The sequence below is a fragment of the Microbaculum marinum genome, from assembly GCF_037855135.1.
GTDB lineage: Bacteria > Pseudomonadota > Alphaproteobacteria > Rhizobiales > Tepidamorphaceae > Microbaculum > Microbaculum marinum.
The window spans coordinates 37274-59874 of record NZ_JAZHOF010000010.1 but is presented as its reverse complement, the minus strand read 5'-3'; the positions used below and the strand labels follow the sequence as shown (position 1 = coordinate 59874).

Annotated in this window: 25 protein-coding genes and 1 other RNA gene; 8 read left to right on the top strand and 18 right to left on the bottom strand. The window is 66.8% G+C overall.

What is annotated here, in order from left to right; all coding sequences use genetic code 11:
* Nucleotides 1-18: 18 nt before the first annotated feature.
* Nucleotides 19-942: a hypothetical protein gene (locus V3328_RS21540; protein ID WP_340331787.1), complete on the top strand. Its 924-nt coding sequence runs from the start codon at nucleotides 19-21 to the stop codon at nucleotides 940-942.
* Between the two features lie 108 nt (nucleotides 943-1050).
* Here the strand turns inward: V3328_RS21540 and pal are convergent, their stop codons facing one another.
* The 11 genes from pal to ruvC form a co-directional block, all read right to left on the bottom strand.
* Nucleotides 1051-1542, bottom strand: coding sequence for a peptidoglycan-associated lipoprotein Pal (pal, locus tag V3328_RS21535; protein WP_340331786.1), 492 nt, complete (start codon nucleotides 1540-1542; stop codon nucleotides 1051-1053).
* Nucleotides 1543-1723: 181 nt separating this feature from the next.
* On the bottom strand, nucleotides 1724-3010 hold the full coding sequence (gene tolB / locus V3328_RS21530; protein ID WP_340331935.1) for a Tol-Pal system beta propeller repeat protein TolB: 1287 nt from the start codon (nucleotides 3008-3010) through the stop codon (nucleotides 1724-1726).
* Between the two features lie 79 nt (nucleotides 3011-3089).
* Nucleotides 3090-4007, bottom strand: coding sequence for a cell envelope integrity TolA family protein (locus tag V3328_RS21525; RefSeq protein ID WP_340331785.1), 918 nt, complete (start codon nucleotides 4005-4007; stop codon nucleotides 3090-3092).
* 4 nt (nucleotides 4008-4011) lie between these two features.
* On the bottom strand, nucleotides 4012-4458 hold the full coding sequence (tolR, locus tag V3328_RS21520) for a protein TolR (RefSeq protein WP_340331784.1): 447 nt from the start codon (nucleotides 4456-4458) through the stop codon (nucleotides 4012-4014).
* A gap of 3 nt (nucleotides 4459-4461) precedes the next feature.
* Nucleotides 4462-5160, bottom strand: coding sequence for a protein TolQ (gene tolQ, locus V3328_RS21515; protein ID WP_340331783.1), 699 nt, complete (start codon nucleotides 5158-5160; stop codon nucleotides 4462-4464).
* 230 nt (nucleotides 5161-5390) lie between these two features.
* Entirely contained in the window at nucleotides 5391-5855 is a 465-nt protein-coding gene (gene ybgC / locus V3328_RS21510) for a tol-pal system-associated acyl-CoA thioesterase (protein WP_340331782.1), read from the bottom strand.
* 64 nt (nucleotides 5856-5919) lie between these two features.
* Nucleotides 5920-6963 carry a Holliday junction branch migration DNA helicase RuvB gene (gene ruvB, locus V3328_RS21505; protein ID WP_340331781.1) on the bottom strand — a complete coding sequence of 348 codons (1044 nt, stop codon included), beginning with the start codon at nucleotides 6961-6963 and terminating at the stop codon, nucleotides 5920-5922.
* Nucleotides 6960-7574: a Holliday junction branch migration protein RuvA gene (ruvA, locus tag V3328_RS21500; protein ID WP_340331780.1), complete on the bottom strand. Its 615-nt coding sequence runs from the start codon at nucleotides 7572-7574 to the stop codon at nucleotides 6960-6962. The genes ruvB and ruvA overlap by 4 nt, the downstream gene beginning before the upstream one ends.
* Entirely contained in the window at nucleotides 7571-7987 is a 417-nt protein-coding gene (locus V3328_RS21495) for a type II toxin-antitoxin system VapC family toxin (protein ID WP_340331779.1), read from the bottom strand. Before V3328_RS21495 ends, ruvA begins: the two co-directional genes overlap by 4 nt.
* Nucleotides 7984-8226, bottom strand: a complete 243-nt coding sequence (locus V3328_RS21490; protein WP_340331778.1) for an AbrB/MazE/SpoVT family DNA-binding domain-containing protein — start codon at nucleotides 8224-8226, stop codon at nucleotides 7984-7986. The genes V3328_RS21495 and V3328_RS21490 overlap by 4 nt, the downstream gene beginning before the upstream one ends.
* A gap of 55 nt (nucleotides 8227-8281) precedes the next feature.
* Nucleotides 8282-8791 carry a crossover junction endodeoxyribonuclease RuvC gene (gene ruvC, locus V3328_RS21485; RefSeq protein ID WP_340331777.1) on the bottom strand — a complete coding sequence of 170 codons (510 nt, stop codon included), beginning with the start codon at nucleotides 8789-8791 and terminating at the stop codon, nucleotides 8282-8284.
* A gap of 80 nt (nucleotides 8792-8871) precedes the next feature.
* On the opposite strand from ruvC, the gene V3328_RS21480 reads away from it, so the two are divergent.
* Nucleotides 8872-9615: a TSUP family transporter gene (locus tag V3328_RS21480; RefSeq protein WP_340331776.1), complete on the top strand. Its 744-nt coding sequence runs from the start codon at nucleotides 8872-8874 to the stop codon at nucleotides 9613-9615.
* Here V3328_RS21480 and V3328_RS21475 read toward each other — a convergent pair.
* The 7 genes from V3328_RS21475 to V3328_RS21445 form a co-directional block, all read right to left on the bottom strand.
* Nucleotides 9612-10928, bottom strand: coding sequence for a Hint domain-containing protein (locus V3328_RS21475; RefSeq protein ID WP_340331775.1), 1317 nt, complete (start codon nucleotides 10926-10928; stop codon nucleotides 9612-9614). The genes V3328_RS21480 and V3328_RS21475 overlap by 4 nt on opposite strands.
* A 552-nt stretch (nucleotides 10929-11480) precedes the next feature.
* Entirely contained in the window at nucleotides 11481-12230 is a 750-nt protein-coding gene (locus V3328_RS21470) for a YebC/PmpR family DNA-binding transcriptional regulator (protein ID WP_340331774.1), read from the bottom strand.
* A gap of 155 nt (nucleotides 12231-12385) precedes the next feature.
* Nucleotides 12386-13201 (bottom strand): TIGR00282 family metallophosphoesterase, encoded by an 816-nt coding sequence (locus tag V3328_RS21465; RefSeq protein ID WP_340331773.1) that lies wholly within the window; start codon nucleotides 13199-13201, stop codon nucleotides 12386-12388.
* On the bottom strand, nucleotides 13179-13787 hold the full coding sequence (locus V3328_RS21460) for a 5-formyltetrahydrofolate cyclo-ligase (protein ID WP_340331772.1): 609 nt from the start codon (nucleotides 13785-13787) through the stop codon (nucleotides 13179-13181). The genes V3328_RS21465 and V3328_RS21460 overlap by 23 nt, the downstream gene beginning before the upstream one ends.
* A gap of 37 nt (nucleotides 13788-13824) precedes the next feature.
* Nucleotides 13825-13984, bottom strand: a non-coding RNA gene (ssrS, locus tag V3328_RS21455) — 6S RNA.
* Between the two features lie 78 nt (nucleotides 13985-14062).
* Nucleotides 14063-14488, bottom strand: a complete 426-nt coding sequence (locus tag V3328_RS21450) for a cell division protein ZapA (protein WP_340331771.1) — start codon at nucleotides 14486-14488, stop codon at nucleotides 14063-14065.
* Between the two features lie 85 nt (nucleotides 14489-14573).
* A complete protein-coding gene (locus V3328_RS21445; RefSeq protein WP_340331770.1) occupies nucleotides 14574-14891 on the bottom strand; it encodes a DUF4164 domain-containing protein in 318 nt (105 codons plus the stop codon).
* Between the two features lie 398 nt (nucleotides 14892-15289).
* Here V3328_RS21445 and tkt point away from each other — a divergent pair, with 398 nt between their 5' ends.
* From tkt to V3328_RS21415, 6 genes are all read left to right on the top strand, one after another.
* A complete protein-coding gene (tkt, locus tag V3328_RS21440; protein ID WP_340331769.1) occupies nucleotides 15290-17308 on the top strand; it encodes a transketolase in 2019 nt (672 codons plus the stop codon).
* Nucleotides 17309-17391: 83 nt separating this feature from the next.
* A complete protein-coding gene (gene gap, locus V3328_RS21435) occupies nucleotides 17392-18402 on the top strand; it encodes a type I glyceraldehyde-3-phosphate dehydrogenase (protein WP_340331768.1) in 1011 nt (336 codons plus the stop codon).
* Between the two features lie 46 nt (nucleotides 18403-18448).
* Nucleotides 18449-19645, top strand: coding sequence for a phosphoglycerate kinase (locus V3328_RS21430; RefSeq protein ID WP_340331767.1), 1197 nt, complete (start codon nucleotides 18449-18451; stop codon nucleotides 19643-19645).
* Between the two features lie 30 nt (nucleotides 19646-19675).
* A complete protein-coding gene (locus V3328_RS21425; protein WP_340331766.1) occupies nucleotides 19676-20704 on the top strand; it encodes a class I fructose-bisphosphate aldolase in 1029 nt (342 codons plus the stop codon).
* A 231-nt stretch (nucleotides 20705-20935) separates the two neighbouring features.
* Nucleotides 20936-21571: a thiamine phosphate synthase gene (locus tag V3328_RS21420; RefSeq protein ID WP_340331765.1), complete on the top strand. Its 636-nt coding sequence runs from the start codon at nucleotides 20936-20938 to the stop codon at nucleotides 21569-21571.
* A complete protein-coding gene (locus V3328_RS21415; protein ID WP_340331764.1) occupies nucleotides 21568-22506 on the top strand; it encodes a tetratricopeptide repeat protein in 939 nt (312 codons plus the stop codon). Before V3328_RS21420 ends, V3328_RS21415 begins: the two co-directional genes overlap by 4 nt.
* Nucleotides 22507-22601: the final 95 nt, after the last annotated feature.

Genomic DNA, 22601 nt, shown 5'->3' with positions numbered 1-22601 from the left:
CGTGTTCCGAGGCGTCCGATGAATACTTTTCGAAAGGCAACGAACGTCTCGATTGTCCTTCTGGCTTCCTTTGGCCAGGCCGAGGCGTCAAAGCTGACCGTTTCGGACGCCAGGATTGCCGGAGGTCGGCTCGTTGTCGAAGGAAAGACGCCGGAGCCGAGGCAGACGGTGACCCTCGACGAAAAATACACGGCAAAGTCGAATTCTGAAAGGTCGTACTCCTTCTCCCTTCCCGCTTATCATCCTGCGGACTGCATCGTCGCGATCGACGCCGGGCTGAGTTCCGCGACGGCCGTTGTCGCCAATTGCGGCGCTCGCGGCATCAAGCCGAGAGGCCCATGGTCGAACTCAACCTCCTACCAGGCCGACGACCTGGTGACCTACAAGGGGTCCAGCTATCTGGCGAAACGATCCGGTAAGGGCGGAGCCCCGAACCAGAGCGCCAGGCAGTGGGAGCGTTACGTGTCTCGCGGCGCTCCGGGAGTGGCCGGACCGCGAGGACCGGCAGGGCCGACTGGCCCGGCGGGACCGCAGGGCCTCGCTGGACCGCAAGGGCCCCAGGGCCTGGCCGGAGCGCCCGGTCCGCAAGGGGAAAAGGGCGATCCAGGCCACTCCAGCGTCTTGTCGGCGGTGGTCTCCGTGGAGGGCAATCTGGTTCGCGGCACTGGGGCGGTTTCGGCAATCCAGCGCAATACGGGCCAGTACGAGGTCATCTTCAATCGGAGCGTTGTCGACTGCACCTATTCGGCGACCGTCGGTCATCCCGGCGATCCCGGCGTGACCAACTTTCTGTGGGCCGCCAGCGCAATGCGCACGACGTTCCACGAGGATCTGGGGTCGAACAGCGAAACCACACTGGTCGTCCTCGTCGGCGTGCCCACCACCGGATTTCCGGCGTTCCGCAACGCCCCGTTTCACCTGCTCGTCTTCTGCCCCGACTGAACTTGATGTAGGGGACGTTGACGAACTGAACCCGACCGAAGCAATCCGACCCGCCTCCGTCTGGAGGCCGGGCCGGATCACAGGCGAAGGCGGGCGAACAGGATCCTGTCAGCTCGGCGGAGCGTTGTTGAGCACCGTCACGGCACGGCGGTTCTGGGACCAGCAGGATTCCGCGTCGCAGACCGCCACCGGGCGCTCCTTGCCGTAGGAAATCGTGCGAATCCGGGTCGGCTGGATGCCTTGCGCAACCACATAGTCGTAGGCGATCTGGGCACGGCGGGCACCGAGGGCGAGATTGTACTCCCGGGTGCCGCGTTCGTCGGCGTGTCCTTCGATGGTCACCGTGTACTGCGGATACAGCCGCAGCCACTGGGCCTGCTTGTTCAGCGTATCGCGGGCCTGGGCCGTCAGCGACGTTGAATCCGTCTCGAAGAAGATGCGATCCCCCACATTGACGACGAAGTCCTGCGCGCTGCCCGGCGTCACGTTGCCGTCGGCAGTCTGCTGGGCCTTGTTCTGCGCGCACGCGGCAACGATCAGGGCGGCGGCCAGAACGACCGCAACGCGCGCGCCGCGGCCGAAACTCGTCAAACTCGACATTCCGGCTAACTCCCTTTTTGAACCGGATACACGTTCGATTTACCTAGTCGGTTTTCCTTAACCGCCGGTTCCGAAACGTGGTTAACGCCCCCTCGCCCCGAGTGAATTGCGTTAACACAATCGGTGCTGCAGCAGCAGCGGACCGTATTCAGTAAAGCCCATCTCCTGCAGGCCGGCCCGTTCAGTTCAAGAGCGGCGACCAGGCCGGATCCGACCCGAAGGCGGGCGTGGGTACGCGCTGCTCGTTGTAGCCGGTCAGGTCGACCGTCCACAGCTGCGGGCCGCCCCCGGCGCCCGGGATCTCGCGGAAGAACATCAGCACCCGGCCGTTCGGGGCCCAGGTCGGGCCCTCGTTGTGGTAGCCCTCGGTGAGGATCCGTTCCCCCGATCCGTCAGGCCGCATCACGCCGATCGAGAACCGGCCGCCGGCCCGCTTGGTGAACGCGATTAGGTCGCCGCGGGGAGACCAGACGGGCGTGCCGTATGACCCCTGGCCGAAGCTGATGCGCTGCTGGCCGGTCCCGTCGGCATTCATCACGTAGATCTGCTGCGCGCCGCCGCGATCGGACTCGAAGACGATCTGGCGGCCGTCCGGCGAGAACGACGGACTGGTGTCGATGGAGGGGGTGTTGGTGAGCCGCGTGGTGCGCCGGCTCCTGAGATCCATCATGTAGATGTTCGCGTTGCCGCCCTGCTCCAGGCTGAGCACCACGCGCTGTCCGTCCGGCGAGAACCTGGGGGCGAACGTCATTCCCGGAAAGTCGCCGACGACCTCGCGCTGGCCGGTCTCGATATTGAGCAGGTAGACCCGCGCCGTCTCGCCGTAGGGCTGGGACACATAGGTGATCTCCTGGCGTGAGGGGCTGAAGCGCGGGTTGCGGATGATCTCGTTCGGGCTGTTGGTGAGATAGCGGACGTTGGCGCCATCCTGGTCCATGATCGCGAGCCGCCGGACACGTGCGTCCTTGGGGCCGGTCTCGTCCACGAACACGATGCGGGTATCGAAGTAGCCGCGCTCGCCGGTCAGCCGCTCGTAGATGGCATCCGCAATGATGTGGGCGAGCCTGCGCCAGTTCTCCGGCGTGGTGAAGTACTGCTGGCCGGTGATCTGTTCGCCGCCGAAGACGTCCCACAACCGGAACTCCGCCTTCAGCCGCCCGTCGGATTCGCGTGTCACCCGCCCGGTGACCAGCGCCTGGGCATTGATGACGCGCCAGCTTCCGAAGTTCGGCACGGCATCGAAGCCGGTATTGTCGATGAAGGCCGCCCTGTCGATCGGCTTGAACAGGCCAGATCGCTGCAGGTCGGCCGACACCACGTCGCTGATCTGCCGGCCCATTTCCGGGTCGCCTCCCGGACCGGCGAAATCGGTAATGGCGATTGGAAGCGGCTGAATGTTGGCCTGTGTGATGTCGATCTCGACAAGCGCCTGCGCGGGCCGGATCGAGGTGCCTGTCAAAAGCACCATCGCAATCAGGGTGAATGCCGCGGTGAGGATTTTTCTCATCGTTCTTGCTCGATTTACCGGTCCGGGATGGGAGGCGAGATTAGCCGCCCATCAGTTCCCGTGGGTCGAATGTCATGCGGATCTCCCGCCACGACTCGTACTTCTCGGGCGGCAGGTAATAGGGCTGGCAGGTGTTGACGGCGCGGATTGCAGCTTCCGCGGCGACGGTGAAGATCGGATCGGCCGACGCGTTCAGCAACGCCGGCGGAGAGGCGAGCGTTCCGTCGACGTTGAGGTCCATGCCGAGGCGCACCAGGAGCTGGCCGGCCTCCAGCACGCCGACTGGCGGATTCCAGCACCGGGCGATCTGGGCCCGCAGAGCGTCGATCTCGCTCATCGTGAGGGCGGCGCCGGTGCCGGTCGCGGTTCCCAGCGAGGGCGTGTCCGAGCCGATGTCGGCCGGCGATCCGCCGCCGGAATCGGGGATCTTGTTCAGGAGCGCGGCGATGTTGTCGGCGTCGAACTCCTGGGACGTCTTCTTCGGCTCCGTCTTGGGGGCGGGAGGCTTCGGCTTCGACGCGACCTTCGGCTTGCTGCGCGGAACCGGCGCATCCGCGAGCGGCTCGGGCGCAGGTTCGGATTCGGCCTGCGGCGCCGGCTCGGGGATCGGGGCCGGCTCGGAGTCCTCAGGCGGCAGCGAAGCCGTGCGCAATTCGACCGGCTCGGGTTCCGGCTGGGGCGCCGGCGCGGCGGTCGGCTCGGGCCTCGGTTCGGGGTCCGGCTTCGGCTGGTCCACAGGCGGCGCCTTCTCGACGGGCTTGGGCGGCGTCGGTTCGAGCGCCTTGTCGCCGTCGCGCGTGCCGGCGGTGATCTCGGTGAACTCCGTGATCGACACGAGGTCTATGGGAAGCGACGGCTGCGGCGTCGACTCGTATGGGTCGGTGCCCGGCAGCGCGATCATGCCCCAGACGAGGATCGCGGCATGGCCCACGGTCGAGACTGACAGCGCGACGCGCATTGCCTCACTGCTCGCTCTGTTCCATGTCGGTGACGAGCGCGATGCGGCGGAATCCGGCCGAGTTCAGGCGGCCCATCACCCGCATCACCGTGCCGTAGTCGACGGTGCGGTCGCCGCGCACGAAAACACGCTCCTCGACGCCCTGCTCGGCGACGGCCGTGAGCTTGGGGACCAGCTCTTCGATCTTGATCTGCGTGTCCTGCAAGAACACCCGTCCCTCGTTGTCGACGCTGATCGTCAACGGCTCCTTCTGTCCCTCCAGCGGCTTTGCCTGGGATTCGGGAAGATCGATCGGAACGCCGACGGTCAGCAGAGGTGCCGTAACCATGAAAACGATCAGCAGCACGAGCATCACGTCGACGAACGGCGTGACGTTGATTTCGCTCATCGGGCGGTAGCGTTGGCCGCGCCGGCGCCTGCTGCCGTTGTTTGCCGCAAAGCTTGCGCCCATGGGTCAGCTTCTCTCTTCCAATTGCCGCGAAAGTATGGCGCTGAACTCGTCCGCGAAGCCCTCCATCCGCATGACGATCTTGGCCACGTCGCTGGACAGCTTGTTGTAGGCGATGACCGCAGGAATTGCCGCGAGCAGCCCGAGTGCAGTGGCAAAAAGCGCCTCGGCGATACCCGGTGCGACGACCGCAAGGTTGGTGGACTCGGATGCAGCGATCGCCTGGAAGCTGGACATGATTCCCCAGACCGTGCCGAACAGGCCGATGAATGGTGCGGCGGCGCCGACGGTGGCCAGAAACAGCAGCCGGTTTTCGAGCCGGGCGGCTTCCCGCGACATCGTCACGTCCATCACCTTCTCGATTCGCGACTGGACGCCCATCATCGACAATGCGCCGGTCTCGTGGCTGCGCTTCCACTCGCGCATCGCGGCGACGAACAGACCGGCCATCGCGGTGTTGGACCGCGACTGCAGGCTTCGGTACAGCTCCTCCAGCGAGTGACCGGACCAGAACACCTTCTCGAAGCGGTCCATCTGCGCCCGGGTCCGCCGGTAGGTGAAGACCTTCTCGAAGATGATCGCCCAGGTCCAGACCGAAGCCAGGATCAGCCCCAGCATCACCAGCTTGACGATGATGTGGGCCTGCAGGAACAACGACAGGATCGACACCTCTCCGGGCGACGACAACGTCGTGACATCGAGCATTAGCGAGACCTCGCTGGAGAAAACATGACCATCCGGCCGGCGTCCGGACCGCTCGCCGGCGCCGGACCCCGCGGCCCTCTCGTTGAGGCGCGGACGTGCGCCGACCTACGGCGCATTTTGCGTTGCAGCATCTGGTTGCGGCCGAATATGTCAAATCGAGGGCGTGCCAAGCCGTACGCCACCCCTCTAGAAGTCAATTACTATGGTTAATGCTCGGTTACCGGCTGTCGTCAGCCCGGTTCGACAGCCTCGCCGAGGATCCGCCGCAACTCGGCGGGGATGCGCCGGGCGTGCCCGCTTCGCGAGACGAGAGCGACCTGGACGTCGGCCGCTACCAGCACCGTCTCCCCCCGCATGACGCGCTGGCCGAGGATCATCGACGCGCCGCGCATCTCCTTCGTCCGCGTCTCTACCGTGAGGATATCGTCGATCCCGGCCGGCCGCTCGTAGGAGATGGTCATCCGTCGCACGGCGAAGGCGAGCGGATCGTCGCCGTCGAACAGCTCGGCGTGGTCCGCCCCTGACAGGCGCATGAAGTCCGAGCGGCCCCGCTCCATGAAGCGCAGGTAACTGGCGTGGTAGACGACGCCGGAGAAGTCGGTGTCCTCGAAATAGACGCGGATCGGCAGGACGTGACGGCCGTCGACGATGCGGCCGGCGAGGTCTGGCCAGGCGGTATCGGTGTCGTTGGTCATATCCGCCTTATGCGACGCGACAGCCTGTTCGTAAATCCCCGCAGGCAGCGCGCGGCCGCTCGGCTCACTTGCCCTCTCCGTCCGCAAACAGCCCCATCTGTGGGGCGAATTCGCTCGGTGCGGCAAGACCCAGGTGCCTGAACGCATGCGGCGTCAGCAGGCGCCCCCGAGGCGTGCGCTGGATGAAGCCCTGCTGGATCAGGAAGGGCTCGATGATCTCCTCGATCGCGTCGCGCGGCTCCGACAGCGCCGCAGCGATCGTCTCGATGCCGACCGGCCCGCCGCCGAAATTCAGGGCGATGGTGGAGAGGTAGCGCCTGTCCATTGCGTCGAGGCCGCGCGCGTCGACTTCGAGTTCGGCGAGCGCCCGGTCGGCGATCTTGCGGTCGATGCCGCCGTTGCCGTCGACGGAGGCGAAATCGCGCACCCGCTTCAGTAGCCGCCCTGCCACGCGGGGCGTACCACGGGCGCGGCGGGCGATCTCGCGGGCGCCGTCGTCGGCGATGGCGATGCCGAGGACACGGGCGCCGCGGCGCACGATCAGCTCCAGTTCCTCCTCGGTGTAGAAGTCGAGCCGGATCGGGATGCCGAAGCGGTCGCGCAGCGGTGTCGTCAGCAGCCCGGAGCGGGTGGTCGCGCCGACCAGCGTGAACTTCGCCAGATCGATGCGCACCGACCGCGCCGCGGGACCCTCGCCGATGATCAGGTCGAGCTGGAAGTCCTCCATCGCCGGATAGAGGATCTCCTCGACCGCCGGGTTCAGCCGGTGGATCTCGTCGATGAACAGAACGTCGCGCTCTTCCAGGTTGGTCAGCAGGGCGGCAAGATCGCCGGCCTTGGCGATCACCGGACCGGAGGTCGCGCGGAAGTTGACGCCGAGCTCGCGGGAGACGATCTGGGCGAGCGTCGTCTTGCCGAGGCCGGGCGGACCCGCGAACAGCACGTGGTCGAGCGCCTCGCCACGCGACTTCGCCGCCTCGATGAAGATGCGCAGGTTCTGGCGCGCCTGCGCCTGCCCGACGAACGCGTCGAGCGTCTGCGGCCGCAGCGAGGCGTCGGTGTCCTCGTCCTCGAATGTCTCGTCTGCGGCTACGAGGCGGTCGCTCACCGTGCCAGCTCCTTCAGTCCCAGCCGGATCAGGGTCTCGGCGGTCGCCTCTTCGCCGGCCCCCTTCAGGGCGGCGGCCACCGCCGCGCCGGCCTGCGCCTGAGCGTAGCCCAGATTGACCAGCGCCGACACCGCGTCGCGGGCCGGCGAGGCGGCGCGGCCCTCGCTCACCTCGCCCGACACCTTCGCGAAGGCGACGTCGCCGCCGACGATCGGCGACTTGTCGCGCAGTTCCGAGACGATGCGCTGTGCAACCTTCGGCCCGACTCCCGGCGCCCGCGCCACCATCGCCTTGTCCTGCATCGCGACCGCGTTTCCGAGGTCGGCCGCCGACAGGGTCCCGAGCACCGCGAGCGCCACCCGCGCGCCGACACCCTGCACCGACTGCAGCAGCCGGAACCACTGCTTCTCGGCCTCGCTGGCGAAGCCGTAGAGCCGGATCGCGTCCTCGCGCATCACCGTCTCGACGAAGACGACGGCGGGCTCGCCGGTCCCCGGCAGCGCCGACAGGGTGCGGGTCGAACAGGTCACCATGTAGCCGACGCCGCCGACGTCGACGATCACCCAGTCCTCGCCGTAGGAATCGACGATACCCTTCAGCTTGCCGATCATGGATGGGTGTCCGGAGTCACCAGCTTCAACATCGGGAAGAACTGCCGATAGCGGGCCGGATCCCGCGTCAGCAGGTCGTAGCCGTGAATCTCCGCATGGGCGCCGATGTAGAAATCCGGCAGCGGCGACCGCTTGGCCCCGCCAGCCCGCCGATACGCAAGAAACGCGCGCCCAGCGTTGAAGGCGGCGTCCCACGGCAGGTCCTCGCGCCGGTACCTGTCACGCGGCAAAGCATGGTCCAACTGGCGCTGCGTCGGAAACATGGCGGAAAGTTCGGCGTAGACCATCGGATTAACGACGAGCTCACCGTTACCTGCGGCAGCCCGGAGTCTGCTCCGGGACCATTCCACCCAGTTCGGGTCAGCCCCAAAAACATCGATCAGCACGTTTGTGTCGACGAGCGTATCGGTCATTCGCCGCGCATTAGTTCCATGAACGCATCGGTCGACATTCCCAGATCGACGATGCCGGTTACGTCGTCGAGATACTCCTCGAAATCGTCTGCCGGCCCAGTGCCGCGCGAGGTCGTTGACTTGCGAACGAGAAGACCATCATCGCATGCCTCGAAATCCACCTGCGATCCCGGCTTGATGCTTGTCCGGTCGCGAAGATGCTTGGGGATGGTGACCTGCCCTTTGGATGTTACACGCACGGTGAATGCCCTTTCTTACCTCAGACGGTAAGAATAGAACAGAATGGAAACATCTTCAACCGGCCGCAACCGCAAGTACGCGCGACATCCGGTGATGGGCATGGGTGATGGCGATCGCCAGCGCGTCGGCGGCATCATCGGAATCGACGCTCGCCCTCGGCAGCAGCACCGACACCATCATGCGGATCTGCTTCTTGTCGCCGTGCCCGGAACCGACGACGGTCTTCTTGACGAGGTTCGGCGCATATTCGGCGACGCTCAGCCCCCGCGCGGCAGGTACAAGCAGCGCGATTCCGCGCGCCTGACCGAGCTTCAGGGTGGCGGTCGCGTCCCGGTTGACGAAGGTCTGCTCGACGGCCGCCTCGTGCGGCGACTGGCCGTCTAGCACCGCGCACAGGCCGGTGTGCAGCTCGACCAGCCGCTCGGCGAGGCTGCGGCTCGCGTCCGATGTGACGGAGCCCGCGGCGACGAAGGACAGCACGCTGCCGCGCGTCTCGATCACGCCCCAGCCTGTGCGTCTGAGGCCCGGGTCGATGCCGAGGATGCGAATCGCCTGTTGCGCCATGTCCCGATGTAGCCGCATTAAGGGGCGGCTGCATAGCGCGCCACCCGCCATCGCTTCGCCCACAGCCTGCCGGACTGCCGATGACCTTCGATGCCTCCCTCATCGCCGTGCTGGTGGCGGCGCTGGTCGCCGGACTGGTTCGCGGCTTCTCCGGCTTCGGCGCAGCACTGGTGTTCATGCCGGTGGCCGCGGCCGCGATCGACCCGAAGCTCGCTGCGGCCGCCTTCCTGATCATGGACAATTTCCTCGCCCTGCCGCTGGTCGTGAAGGCGGCGCCGAGATGCGGCTGGCGCACCGTCCTGCCGGCGGCGATCGGGGCAATTGCGACGGTGCCGGTCGGTGCGGCGATCCTGGCAAGCGCCGACCCGGTCATTCTGCGCTGGTGCCTGTCGGCACTGGTCTTGGCGCTGCTCGGCCTGCTCGCCTCGGGCCTGCGCTATTCGGGGGAACCACCTCGCGCCGCCTCGGTCGCGGTCGGCGGAACGGCAGGCATCCTCAGCGGCATCGGCCAGGTCTCGGGCCCGCCGATGATCGCCTTCTGGGTCGCCGGCCCGCACCCCCCGACGATCATTCGCGCCAACATGATCATGTTCTTCGCGATCGTCAGCGTGTCGGCGGTCGCCGCCTATGCCTGGAACGGCTTCTTCACTGGCGAGGTCATCGGCACGATCGCGATCTTCGCGCCGGTCTACGCGGTTTCCCTGTTCGCCGGGGCGCGCCTGTTCGGCAGGGCGCCGGAGCGATACTACCGACGCATCGCCTACGCGATCATCGCACTCGCGGCGATCACCAGCATTCCGGCGCTGGACGGGATATTGCGCTAGGCGGCGCGAGCCGCGTCACAAGCTGGCGGCGCCACCCATCTGCGGGTCTCGCCCGCCTCGGCGGCGAGCGTCAGCGTCACCTGGCCGGTCATCCCGGCCCACAACGATCCCGGCAGCAGCGCCCGGCCGGTGGTCCAGCGGATCGCATCGCGGCCCTCGCCCTCGACGCCGTGGAAGCCAAAGCCGAGGCGGGGGTCGTCGGCGCGGATGCGCCGCGCCTCGCCGGTCACGTCCGTCAGCGTGAGATGCCGGAAGGCAACGCCCAGATCGCGCCGGTCGGAACTCGCCCGATGATGGTGCGGCACCCAGGAGGAGGACGCCAGCCAGGCGTGCGTCGCGTCCGCCGGCAGCGTCACCCGCAATCTGCCGCCCGCCTCGCCGGGGGTTAACACCGCGCCGCCGGCCTCGACGGCGATGTCGGCGTCCGCGTCCTCGGTGATCCAGCCGAGCAGAAGGGCCTGTGCGTCCAGTCGCGCGCGCACCTCGTCGACACTCTCGCCGTGGGCCACGAAGGGCAGGCAGAAGGGCAGCGTGGCCGGATCGACCTCCGCCCGCCCGGAGTCCGGCGCCACGTCCCCTTCCGCGTCTGCGCCGAGGAAGAAGCCCCGGTTGCCGCAGTCGAGATAGCTCTCGGCGGGCAGGCCGTTGGCGATGACGACGTCGTGACTATCGAGCTCGATGTGGTGGTAATCGATCGTCTCGACGGCGACCTGCTGGATCGTGGCGCCATTGACGAGAGAGCCGATCGGGACGAGCAGGTCCTCTGCGACCGTCACCTGCACTGCATGGGCAGGCGACAGCCAGAGGTCGCGCTCGGGCAGGCCGCGGCCGAAGGCGTCCGCCGACACCCGCACCGGCCAGGCCTGGCGAGGATCGGCGCTTCTCCGGCAGTCGACGCTGCGCGAACCCACCCAGCGGATGGGTCTTTGCTCGCCCGAGGCCGTGACCACCACGTCGCCCTCGGCGAGCGCCTCCACCGGAACGTCGCCTCGCGGGGTGCGGATCAGCGTGCCGGCGGCGAAGCAGACATAGTAAGAATCGGTGGTGTAGGTGATATGGGTATCTTCGGTATAGTCCGTATTCGTGAATAATATCTTATCGCCTGAAAAATCGGCTATTATTTCGCCATCTTCTGTCTTGCCGACGTAAACATAAACTCCGGAATTTCCTAGATGATCGTTCTCTATATCTCCGAAAGTGTTAAGCAGATCCTGCGGACTGTCCTGAAAATCATTCAAGACTTCAGGACCATCAACAGGACCGGTCGTATTGTCATTTTCATCAAGCAGGAATCGATAATCGAAACGCGGCATTTCTGTCCCCCCCAAAGGCAGAAACGGATTGTCTCGCTCACGCGTGACGCGAAGCCGGAGCAACAACCCTCATGAGGCGATTGTTAGCGGGACGGGCGGACCGAGCAAGCGGAATCTGACGTAAGGGCACTTACTCACCAAAGAACTGGCGCAGGGCCTGTACGGTACTTCGACCTGGCTCCGGGACAGGCCTCATGCCTCCCCCAATCGGGCCGACATCCGGCCCGTTCCGCCGCCGCATCGCCTGCGCCATCATAGCGCTGGCGGCGATCACCGGCATTCCGGCGCTGGACGGTCTGTTGCGGTAGGGTGGCTGGCGGAAGGGCTGTCCCTGTAGCTGGCACCGGAACCCCTCACCCGGGCCTGCGTCCCGACCTCTCCCCGTGGGAGAGGTGCGCCTTCGGCGCCAATCGCCAATGTATTTGCCGCGGAGCTCGGCCTCGCCGCCACCTCTCCCCGGCGGGGAGAGGTCGACGCGAAGCGTCGGGAGAGGGGGCGCCGCCTTCGCTTAGTCTTCGGAGGTCGGTTGCGGCAGTTCGCGAGCCGCAACCGTTACGCCGCCGTCAGGCGCTCCAGGACGTCTTCGGACACTTCGAAATTGGCGTAGACGTTCTGCACGTCGTCGTCGTCCTCGAGGGCGCCGATCAGCTTCATAAGCGTTCCGGCCTTGTCCTCGTCGACCTCGGTCATGGTCTTCGGCTTCCAGACGGCGTTGACCGATTCTGCCTCGCCCAGACTCTCCTCGAGCGCCTTGGAGACCTCGCCCAGATCCTCGAAGGCGCACAAGATGACATGGCCGCTGTCGTCGCTCTGCACGTCCTCGGCACCGGCTTCGATGGCGGCTTCCAGCACCTTCTCCGCGTCGCCGGCCTCGGCGGTGTAGACGATCTCGCCGACGCGGTCGAACATGAAGGCGACGGAATTGGTCTCTCCCAGCGCCCCGCCCTGCTTGGTGAAGCAGGCGCGCACGGCGCCGGCGGTGCGGTTGCGGTTGTCGGTCAGCGCCTCGACGATGACGGCAACCCCGCCCGGCCCATAGCCCTCGTAGCGGATCTCCTCGTAGTTCTCTCCTTCGCCGCCGGAGGCCTTCTTGATGGCGCGCTCAATGTTGTCCTTTGGCATCGACTGCGCCTTGGCGTTCTGCACGGCAAGCCTCAGGCGCGGGTTCATGTCCGGATCGGGCATGCCCATCTTGGCTGCGACCGTGATCTCCTTGGCGAGCTTCGAAAACAGCTTCGACCGGGCCGCGTCCTGACGACCCTTGCGATGCATGATGTTCTTGAACTGTGAATGTCCTGCCATGTCGTGCCTCTGGTCTATGCGGTGCGGTCGAACGGAGAGATTCGGGCGGGCGCCACGCGGCGACGAACCGGACACCCGGCAGCCGCCGCGACCGCGGATTTCGCCCGCTTATAGGTCGGAGAAAACGGAAAATCCACCGCGCCGCAGCTCTCCTGCTAGCTTCGCGGAAACGTCTCCGACAGCCGTCCGCCCAGTCTGATCGGTTCGATGGAGGTCGCCAGCCCGGTCGCGTCGTCGGTCACCACGAGGATGCCGGACAGGCTCGCCTCGCCCAGGGCCGGCTCGAAGCGGCCCGACGGGATCTTGGTCAGGAACCGGTTGAGCGGCTCGTCCTTGTTCATGCCGATGATCGAATCGTAGTCGCCGCACATTCCGACATCGCTCATGTAGGCGGTGCCGTCCGGCAGCACCATGTGATCGGCGGTCGGCACGTGGGTGTGGGTGCCGACGACGAGGCTGGCCCGGCCGTCCAGGAAGTGTCCCATCGCCTGCTTCTCGCTGGTCGCCTCCGCATGGATGTCGACGACGATGGCGTCGGCGCCGGAGCCGAGCGGGCAGGCCTCGATCTGCCGCTCCAGCGCCCCGAAGGGATCGTCGAGAGCGGGCATGAACACCAGTCCCATGACGTTCACCACCATGACCCGGGCGCCGTTGCGGGCCTCGAACAGGCCCGCGCCACGGCCCGGGGTCCCGGCAGGGAAGTTGACCGGCCGCAGCAGGTTCGGCGTCCGCTCGATGAAGACAAGCGCCTCGCGCTGGTCCCAGACATGGTTGCCGGTGGTGACGACGTCGGCGCCGGCGTCGGTCAGGTCGTCGTAGATCGCCTCGGTGATTCCGAAGCCGCCGGCGGCATTCTCGCCGTTGACGATGACGAAGTCCGCCTCCAGGGTGTCGATCAGGCCCGGCAGGCGCGACAGGACGACCTCGCGGCCGGAGCGGCCGACTACGTCACCAAGGAAGATGAGCCGCACGCGCGCCTCCCGCACATTCCATCAGTCCCCGCTCGGTCAGGACCCAGTCGACCGGCTGATCGTAGCGGTCGGTGGGGACCCGGCCAATCTCCTGGGCCGAGAATGCCAGTCCGATCGCCGCGATCTTCCGGTCTGCCCGGGCCGCGGCTAGCGTCCGGTCGTAGTAGCCGCCGCCATAGCCGATGCGGTAGCCGCGCCGGTCGTACAGCAACAGCGGCACCAGCACCACGCGCGGTTCTGCCACCGGCGCGGTTTCCAGAGGCTCGCGGATGCCGAAGGCGCCGCGCCCCATCGGATCGCCCGGCTGCCAGCGGCGAAAGGTCAATGGCTGGCCGCGTCCCGTGACGACCGGCAGCGCGAGCGGAGAGCCGCGCCGGACCAGTTCGCCGATCAGCGGCGCGGTATCGAGTTCGTCGCCGAAGCTGAAGAAGCAGGATACCGTGCCGCGCCCGGCAAGGCGGGCGATGTCCGGTGCCCAGGCGGCAACCTTTCGGGCGGCCGCGCGGCGCGCCTGTGCCGAAAGCCGCCGCCGCGTCGCACGTCCGCGTCTGCGCAGCCATGCCTTCTCGGCCTTGTTGTCGGTCATTGGACGTCCGGGGATCGTACGCAAGAGAGGCGGGATGGGCGAGGCCGCCACGGCCGGTGGAGAACGTCGATCCCGGGAACCTACCTGTGTAGGTGGGCGCCGTATGAAAGAGCCCACGGGCTCAACCAGGGACAGCTCCCTTGGAGATCGATAAGGCCCCGGGGAATTTTGTCTCCTGTCGAGCAGGGCAGCCTCGCGCTGGGAAATGTAGTGGCCAATGCGGGGCGTTGCCAGAGCATCGTCGCATCAATGTTGCAGCCGGCAGATCGGCAGGGCTAATCCTCCGCAGGGTCCGGCCGCGACTCCGTCGCTGCGCCCTCCCCGCGGTGCGCCGAGCCCTCCTCCGCGCCGTTCATCATCGCTGCGATCTTCTCGATTCTCGCCGCGGCCTGGTCGAGCATCCCGGCAACCGAATCCTGCGCCGCGCTGACCTTGTCGAGAATGGCCGAGCGGGCATCGCGCAGGCTTTCGACCTCCGCCTCCAGTTCCTGCAGACGCCGTTTAGTGTCGCCGAGTTCGTCACCCAGTTCCATCGCCGCCATCAGCATGAGGCGCATGTCGCCGACCTCGCCGAAGCTCGACTTGTAGGCCTCGATCCGGCGGTCGATGTCGCGCGCGAGTTCCGCCAGCACGTGCTCCTGGCCCTCGTCGCAGCCCATCCGGTAGACACGGCCGTTGATGGAAACCGTCACTTGAGGCATGGCTTCCGCTCCGCCGTTCGCCCCCAACCCGGCGCACTCGATCCCGATACCGCCGCCATGACGACCCGCAGTTCCGATCGGTATGTCAGCCTGCCGGCTCCGTGTTGCCGCTCCGCGACCGGCCGGCGCCTTGTTCCAGCAGTCCGCGAATGGTGCCGATCGCCGTGTCCAGCCGGCCGGAGACGTCGCCGACGACGGCCTCCAGCTTGACGGCGCGCGCCTGCGACCGATCCAGCTCCTGGGCGAGGCGCGACCGGTCCTCGCCCAGAGTCCGCAGTTCTGCCTCAAGCGCCTCCTTGCTGCGCTCGTTTTCCTTGTGGCGCCGCACGGCAGCCTCGAGCGCATCGAGTGCGCCGAAAAAGCGCCGCTGTGCCCGTTCGACGGGACTGGTATCGACGTTCATGTCTCGCCTCCCCGCAAGCCGGTTCGCGGTATCGATGGTTTTCCCGCGAGACGGCACACTCGTGGCCGCCGCACCTTGTGGGCGAATCTCCCCAAGGGTCAAAGGATTAGCAAGGAGACATTAGGCATCGGTATAAGCGCGGGTCAACCGCCCGGGATAGCGGCACGCGCCGGTTATTAACCACAATCCATCAGGGCGCGCCTGAAGACCCGCCCGAGGCGGGAGGGCTCCCTGCGCCGGCGTCGATTGACTCGCCGATGCGAGGTGGTATTGATCGGCCCCATTTCGCGGGGTCGGCACCGTCCAACACAGACAGGCGTTACCTCGTTCGCCGCGAATCGCTCAATTCAGATGCCATTAAGCCGCTGCTCGCGACCAAGTTGGCCAACCGGATCTAAATGACAGAACAAGCCGTACAGGTCGATCACCGCGCGATGGCCAACGCCATCCGCGCGCTCGCCATGGATGCCGTCGAGGCGGCAAAATCGGGCCATCCCGGCCTTCCGATGGGTGCCGCGGACATCGCTACGGTGTTGTTCACCCGTTTCCTGAAATTCGACCCCAAGGATCCGGAATGGCCGGATCGCGACCGCTTCGTGCTGTCCGCGGGTCATGGCTCGATGCTGATGTATGCCGTGCTGCACCTGCTCGGATACGAGGCGGTGACGATCGAGGAGATCCGCAACTTCCGACAGCTCGGCTCGAAGACTGCCGGCCACCCGGAATACGGCCATACGCCGGGCGTGGAAACCACCACCGGTCCGCTCGGCCAGGGGCTTGCCAACGCGGTCGGCATGGCGATCGCCGAACGGCATCTGAACGCCGAGTTCGGCGACGACCTGGTGGACCACTACACCTACGCACTGGTCGGCGACGGCTGCCTCATGGAAGGCATAAGCCACGAGGCGATCTCGCTTGCCGGCCATCTCAGGCTCAATCGCCTCATCGTGCTGTTCGACGACAACGGGATATCGATCGACGGACCGACCAGCCTGACGGAGTCGACCGACCAGATCGCCCGGTTCCAGGCGGCGGGCTGGAACACGACCAGCATCGACGGCCACGATCCCGAGGCGATCGCGGACGCCGTCGAACAGGCAAGACGTTCGGACGCGCCGACCATGATCGCCTGCCGCACGAAGATCGGCTACGGCGCCCCGAACAAGCAGGGCACGGCGGCGACGCACGGCTCGCCGCTCGGCTCCGACGAGATCACGGCCGCCCGCCGCGAACTCGGGTGGGACAGCCCGCCCTTCGAGTTCCCCTCGCAGATCCGCGACGCCTGGCGGATCGCCGGCCTGCGCTCCGGACAGTCGCGCCGCGCCTGGCAGAAGCGCCTCGACGGCCTCGACCGCGACGTGCGCAACGAGTTCGAGCGGCGCATGCGCGGCGAGCTTCCCACCGAACTCAGCGCCGCGATCAAGTCGCTGAAGGAGAAGCTCGCGTCCGACAAGCCGGAAATGGCGACGCGAAAGGCTTCCGAAACCGCTCTTGCCGCCATCAATCCGGTGGTGCCGGAAACCATCGGCGGATCGGCCGACCTGACCGGCTCCAACAACACGCTGACGCCGACCCTCGGCATCATGTCGGCGGACAACTACGCCGGCCGGTTCATCCACTACGGAGTGCGCGAGCACGGCATGGCCGCAGCGATGAACGGCATGGCGCTGCATGGCGGCGTCATCCCCTATTCCGGCACGTTCCTGGTATTTTCCGACTATTGCCGCCCCTCGATCCGGCTGGCGGCGATGATGGGCGTCCGGACCATCCACGTCATGACCCACGACTCGATCGGACTCGGCGAGGACGGGCCGACGCACCAGCCGGTCGAGCACCTGGCGAGCCTCAGGGCGATCCCGAACCTCAACGTCTACCGCCCCGCCGACGCGACCGAGACGGCGGAATGCTGGCAGCTGGCGCTCGAATCGCGCGATCGGCCGAGCGTATTGGCGCTGACACGGCAGAACCTGCCGGCGCTGCGGACCTCGTTCATCGACGACAACTGCTGCGCGCGCGGCGCCTACGAGATCGTTTCGGCGAGCGCCCAGGCGCTGGTCACCCTGTACGCCAGCGGCTCGGAGGTCGCCCTGGCGATCCAGGCGCGCACGATGCTGGAGCGCGACGGCATTCCCACCCGGGTCGTGTCGGTGCCGTGCTTCGAACTGTTCGAGGAACAGTCCGTCGCCTATCGCCGTTCGATTCTCGACGATACTCCCGTGCGGGTCGCCGTGGAGGCGGCGATCAGGCAGGGCTGGGACAAGTTCATCGGACGCGGCGGCGGCTTCGTCGGCATGAAGGGCTTCGGGGCCAGTGGCCCCTACAAGGCCCTCTACGAGCATTTCGGCATCAATGCCGCAGCGGTCGTGGCCGAGGCGAAACGGCGCGTTGAAGAGCTGCAGCAGATAGACGACGCCTGAGCAACCGGGCCGGCAGCGGCCCCTGTTTGATCAAACCGAACGCCGGACGGCTTCGGACGTTACGTGGAATGGGAGACGAGGGTATGGCTGTCAGAGTTGCGATCAACGGGTTCGGACGCATCGGCCGGCTGGTGCTGCGCGGGATCATCGAATCCGGCCGCACCGACATCGAGGTGGTGGGCATCAATGATCTCGGCCCGATCGAGACCAATGCGCATCTGCTGCGCTACGACAGCGTGCACGGCCGCTTTCCCGAAGAGGTCACCATCGACGGCGATACGATGAACGCCGGCCGCGGCCCCATCAGGGTGACCGCGATCCGCGACCCGAAGGAGCTGCCGTGGAAGGAGCTCGACGTCGACATCGCTCTCGAATGCACGGGCATCTTCGCCGACCGCGACAAGGCCGCAATGCACCTGGAGGCCGGCGCCCGGCGCGTGCTCGTGTCCGCTCCCGCCACCAATGCCGACCTCACCGTGGTCTACGGCGTCAACCATGATCAGTTGAAGCCGGAGCACACCGTCGTCTCGAACGCGTCGTGCACCACCAACTGTCTCGCCCCGGTGGCCAAGGTCATCAACGATGCGATCGGCATCGAGAAGGGCTTCATGACGACGATCCACTCCTATACCGGCGACCAGCCGGTTCTCGACACAATGCACAAGGATCTCTACCGCGCCCGGGCGGCGGCCATGTCGATGATCCCGACCACCACGGGTGCTGCCCGCGCCGTCGGCCTCGTCCTGCCGGAACTGAACGGCAAGCTCGACGGCGTCTCGGTGCGCGTGCCCACTCCCAACGTGTCGGTCATCGACTTCAAGGTTGTCGCCAGGCGCGACACCTCGGTCGAGGAAGTCAACGAGGCGGTGAAGGCCGCGGCCGGTTCGAACGAGCTGAAGGGGATCCTCGCGGTCACCGACCAGCCGCTGGTGTCCGTCGACCTGAACCACGATCCGGCGTCGTCGACCTTCGCCCTCGACCAGACCAAGGTGATGGACGGCAACTTCGTCCGCGTCATGTCCTGGTACGACAACGAGTGGGGCTTCTCCAACCGCATGGCCGACACGGCGGTGGCGATGAGCAAGCTCGGCTGAAAGGGCGGACCCGCGACGGTTGGATGAAGCCCGGAGGCCGCCTGACATGACATCCTTCCGCACGATCGACGACCTTGACGTCAACGGCAAGCGCGTGGTCCTGCGCGCCGACCTGAACGTGCCGGTCGCCGACGGCAAGGTCAGCGACGCGACGCGTATCGACCGGGCGGCCGACACGATCCGGGTCCTGCTCGACAAGGGCGCGGCGGTGCTGGTGCTGTCCCATTTCGGCCGCCCCAAGGGCAAGGTCGTGCCCGAGATGTCGCTGAAACCCGTCGTGTCCGCCCTGTCGGAGGCCCTCGGTCGCCCGGTACGCCTCGTCGAGACGGACTGGACGGACGGTGCGGCGCAGACGGCCGCGGACGGTGCCGCCCCGGGCGACGTCCTGCTGTTTGAGAACACCCGTTTCCACCCGGGCGACGAGGCCAACGACGACGGTCTGGCCGAAACCCTCGCCGGGCTCGGCGACGTCTTCGTCAACGACGCCTTCTCCGCCGCCCACCGCGCCCATGCCTCCACCGTCGGCATTGCCCATCACCTGCCGGCGGCTGCGGGACTGACGATGGCCGCCGAGATCGAGGCGCTGGAGAAGGCCCTCTCCAGCCCCGAGCGCCCGGTGATCGCCATCGTCGGCGGCGCCAAGGTGTCGACCAAGATCGACCTGCTCGCAAACCTCGTCGAGAAGGTCGACGAGCTGGTGATCGGCGGCGGCATGGCCAATACGTTTCTGGCCGCCCAGGGCCATCCCGTCGGCAACTCGCTGTGCGAACGCGACAAGCTCGACACCGCCCTGGAGATCGAGGCAGCGGCGCGGGCCGCGAATTGCGAACTCGTGCTGCCGACCGACGTGATCGCCGCCAAGGCGTTCGAGGCGAACGCGCCGCACCGGGTCTGCGGCCTCGACGAGGTCGCCGACGACGAGATGATCCTGGACATCGGTCCTGCGACCGAGGCCGACCTGGAGGCCCGCCTGTCGAAGGCCCGCACCGTGCTTTGGAACGGCCCGTTCGGCGCCTTCGAGCTGGCGCCGTTCGATGCCGGCACGAACGCGGTCGCCCGCGCGGCGGCACGCCTGACGAAGGCCGGCCGGCTGCTGTCGGTCGCCGGCGGCGGTGACACCGTCGCCGCCCTGAACAAGGCCGGCGTGACCGACGACTTCACCTTCGTTTCCACCGCCGGCGGCGCCTTTCTCGAATGGCTCGAAGGCAAGGCGTTGCCGGGCGTCGAAGTTCTGCGAAAATAGACATTTCAACTGGGACATGAGGAGCAAACGATGAGCGAACGGCTCGAGGACATAGCCCAGGCCATGGTGGCCGACGGGAAGGGCATTCTCGCCGCCGACGAGAGCTCGGGCACGATCAAGAAGCGTTTCGACTCGATCGGCGTCACGTCGACCGAGGAGAACCGCCGCGATTATCGCGAGATGCTGTTCCGTGCCGACGAGGCGATGAAGTCCTGCATTTCCGGGGTCATCCTGTACGACGAAACGATCCGCCAGAAGGCCGTCGACGGCACGCCGCTGGCCGACCTGATCAAGGCGGCCGGGTCTATTCCCGGTATCAAGGTCGACGCCGGCGCCAAGCCGATGGCCGGCTTTCCCGGCGAGAAGGTCACTGAGGGCCTCGACGGCTTGCGCGAGCGGCTGCAGGAGTACCACAAGCTCGGCGCCCGCTTCGCCAAGTGGCGCGCGGTCATCGACATCGCCGAGGGCACCCCGACCTGGGGCTGCATCAAGGCGAACGCCCACGCGCTGGCCCGCTACGCGGCACTGTGCCAGGAAAACGGCATCGTACCGATCGTCGAGCCGGAGGTGCTGATGGACGGACCGGTTGCCACCCATGACGCGGACCGCTGCTATCAGGTCACCGAGTGGACACTGAACACGGTCTTCGACGAACTGTTCGAGCAGCGGGTCCTGCTCGAGGGCATGATCCTGAAGCCGAACATGATCGTCGCCGGCAAGAACGCCTCCAGCCAGGCGGGAGCGGAGGAAGTGGCCGAGAAGACCGTCCGCTGCCTCAAGTCCTGCGTGCCGGCCGCCGTGCCCGGCATCGCCTTCCTGTCGGGCGGCCAGTCCGACGAGGAGGCGACGCAGCACCTCTCGCTGATGAACGAGCTCGGACCGCTGCCCTGGAAGCTGACCTTTTCCTACGGCCGCGCCCTGCAGGCGGCCGCCCTGCAGGCCTGGGGCGGCAAGCCGGAGAACGTCGCCGCCGCGCAGCGCGCCTTCACCCACCGCGCCAGGATGAACGGCCTGGCCGCAACCGGTCGCTGGACCGCCGAGTTGGAGAAGGCCGCCTGACCGCGGCGTTTGCCAGGTTCGTGGCGACGCGATCCCGGGCGGGCGTTCCGTCCGGGCGCGAGCCCGTGCCGGAGTGCATGAACCGCGCGGTGCAACGTCGTTAACGGGAGGTTAACAAAACGGCGCGCATCATGGCGTCCGCTTGGCAGCCGGTCCCATGTTTTGCCTTATTCGCGGGGTAACGGACTGGTTTCGACCGAATTAATCAGCCGTTAACGATTGCCCAAGGCCATGGAACACGCCCCCGCTCGTCTCGTCCTCGTCACGCCTTCCAATATCGACGCCGCGGAGTTTGCGCCGAAACTGATCGAGGCGCTCGACGCCGGCAGCATCGCCGCGGTCATCCTGGACCTTGCTTCGGAAGACGTCGCCGACTGGCGCCGCGCCACGGAAATTCTGTGCCCGATCGCTCAGGAGCGGGGCACCGCCTTCCAGTTGCACAATCGCCCGGAACTTGTCCGGGAGCTGGGTGCCGACGGCTCCCACATGACCCTCGGTACCGAGGCGCTCTCCTCCGCAATACGCATGCTGAGGCCCGACATGATCGTCGGCGCCGGCGACTGTACGACCCGGCATGCCGCGATGCTGCTGGGGGAGATCACGCCCGACTACGTCCTGCTGGGCCGGCTGGATCCCGAGGGAGACATACCCGCGACCCATAACCTGGTCGAATGGTGGAGCGACCTGTTCCAGTTGCCTTGCGTGGCGCTGTGCGCCGAGGACTGGGATACGGTGGAAGCAACCGTCGACGGCGGCGCCGACTTCATCGCCTTGCGCGACCTGGTCTGGACCAATCGCGGCGGCATTGCCCAAGCTGTAGAGAAGGCTCTCGACATCGCCGCCAGGCTTCGTGTGGAGGCGGCATGAAGCTGGTTGCGTTCGTCGCGATCGGGATCGGACTGTTTCTCGTCGGCGGTCCGGCGCTGGCGCAGGACGACTCCACGGCGCGGGACGTTCCTTACGGCGCCTACCAGCGTGGCTACTATCTGACGGCGTTCCGGTCCGCGCTCGAACGCGCCCAGGATGGCGATTCCGCCGCGCAGACGCTGCTCGGCGAACTCTACGCCAAGGGTCTCGGCATCCCGAAGGACATGGAGCAGGCCGTCTGGTGGTACAGCCAGGCAGCCGTCGCTGGCAACCGCGAGGCCCAGTTCGCGCTGGCCCTGGCTCTGGCCCGCGGCGAGGGTACCGACAAGGACGAGGAGAAGGCGGCAGGCTGGTTCGAGGCCGCCGCCAACAAGGGACACGTCGAGGCCCATTACAATCTCGCGCTGATCTACGTGGAGGGCGAGCACCGCAGGCGCGACATGGCGAAGGCGGCCGAACTCCTCGCCTTCGCGGCCGAACGTGGCCATACGCCGTCGCAGTACAATCTGGCCCTGCTCTACGGCCAGGGCGAGGGCCTGCCGCGCGACATGGGCAAGGCGCTGCAGTGGATGCAGCGCGCCGCCGAAGCCGGCATGCCGCTTGCCGAGGTGGAGCTCGGAGTGATGCTGTTTCGCGGCGAGGGAACGGAGCCCGACGAAAAGGAAGCTGCGCGGTGGTTCACGCGAGCGGCCGAAAAAGGCAATCCGGTCGCTCAGAACCGCCTGGCGCGCCTCTATGCCGACGGTCGCGGCGTAGAAATGGACCCGGTCGAGGCGGCGAAGTGGCACATTCTCGCCCGCGCCTCCGGGGTCAGCGATGCCTGGCTCGACGGCTATCTCGGATCGCTTGAGGAAGAGCAGGTCGAGGAAGCGGAACAGCGCGTCGAGGAATGGGCGTCCGGGCTGTCGATGGGCCTCGGCAACGTGATTTTCTAGTGCTTCCGCCGCCAAGGTTTGCTAGTAACGGCGCCGTTCAATCCCTCCGGTCACCCTGTCGGTCATAGGTCAGGACCGGCGCCGGGACCCCGTCC

Excerpts from the sequence above, each read along its gene's own strand:
- V3328_RS21540 (WP_340331787.1), top strand. The coding sequence starts at position 19 with ATGAATACTTTTCGAAAGGCAACGAACGTCTCGATTGTCCTTCTGGCT.
- pal (WP_340331786.1), bottom strand. The coding sequence starts at position 1,542 with ATGTCGAGTTTGACGAGTTTCGGCCGCGGCGCGCGCGTTGCGGTCGTT.
- tolB (WP_340331935.1), bottom strand. The coding sequence starts at position 3,010 with ATGGTGCTTTTGACAGGCACCTCGATCCGGCCCGCGCAGGCGCTTGTC.
- V3328_RS21525 (WP_340331785.1), bottom strand. The coding sequence starts at position 4,007 with ATGCGCGTCGCGCTGTCAGTCTCGACCGTGGGCCATGCCGCGATCCTC.
- tolR (WP_340331784.1), bottom strand. The coding sequence starts at position 4,458 with ATGGGCGCAAGCTTTGCGGCAAACAACGGCAGCAGGCGCCGGCGCGGC.
- tolQ (WP_340331783.1), bottom strand. The coding sequence starts at position 5,160 with ATGCTCGATGTCACGACGTTGTCGTCGCCCGGAGAGGTGTCGATCCTG.
- ybgC (WP_340331782.1), bottom strand. The coding sequence starts at position 5,855 with ATGACCAACGACACCGATACCGCCTGGCCAGACCTCGCCGGCCGCATC.
- ruvA (WP_340331780.1), bottom strand. The coding sequence starts at position 7,574 with ATGATCGGCAAGCTGAAGGGTATCGTCGATTCCTACGGCGAGGACTGG.
- V3328_RS21495 (WP_340331779.1), bottom strand. The coding sequence starts at position 7,987 with ATGACCGATACGCTCGTCGACACAAACGTGCTGATCGATGTTTTTGGG.
- ruvC (WP_340331777.1), bottom strand. The coding sequence starts at position 8,791 with ATGGCGCAACAGGCGATTCGCATCCTCGGCATCGACCCGGGCCTCAGA.
- V3328_RS21480 (WP_340331776.1), top strand. The coding sequence starts at position 8,872 with ATGACCTTCGATGCCTCCCTCATCGCCGTGCTGGTGGCGGCGCTGGTC.
- V3328_RS21475 (WP_340331775.1), bottom strand. The coding sequence starts at position 10,928 with ATGCCGCGTTTCGATTATCGATTCCTGCTTGATGAAAATGACAATACG.
- V3328_RS21470 (WP_340331774.1), bottom strand. The coding sequence starts at position 12,230 with ATGGCAGGACATTCACAGTTCAAGAACATCATGCATCGCAAGGGTCGT.
- V3328_RS21460 (WP_340331772.1), bottom strand. The coding sequence starts at position 13,787 with ATGACCGACAACAAGGCCGAGAAGGCATGGCTGCGCAGACGCGGACGT.
- V3328_RS21450 (WP_340331771.1), bottom strand. The coding sequence starts at position 14,488 with ATGCCTCAAGTGACGGTTTCCATCAACGGCCGTGTCTACCGGATGGGC.
- V3328_RS21445 (WP_340331770.1), bottom strand. The coding sequence starts at position 14,891 with ATGAACGTCGATACCAGTCCCGTCGAACGGGCACAGCGGCGCTTTTTC.
- tkt (WP_340331769.1), top strand. The coding sequence starts at position 15,290 with ATGACAGAACAAGCCGTACAGGTCGATCACCGCGCGATGGCCAACGCC.
- gap (WP_340331768.1), top strand. The coding sequence starts at position 17,392 with ATGGCTGTCAGAGTTGCGATCAACGGGTTCGGACGCATCGGCCGGCTG.
- V3328_RS21430 (WP_340331767.1), top strand. The coding sequence starts at position 18,449 with ATGACATCCTTCCGCACGATCGACGACCTTGACGTCAACGGCAAGCGC.
- V3328_RS21425 (WP_340331766.1), top strand. The coding sequence starts at position 19,676 with ATGAGCGAACGGCTCGAGGACATAGCCCAGGCCATGGTGGCCGACGGG.
- V3328_RS21420 (WP_340331765.1), top strand. The coding sequence starts at position 20,936 with ATGGAACACGCCCCCGCTCGTCTCGTCCTCGTCACGCCTTCCAATATC.
- V3328_RS21415 (WP_340331764.1), top strand. The coding sequence starts at position 21,568 with ATGAAGCTGGTTGCGTTCGTCGCGATCGGGATCGGACTGTTTCTCGTC.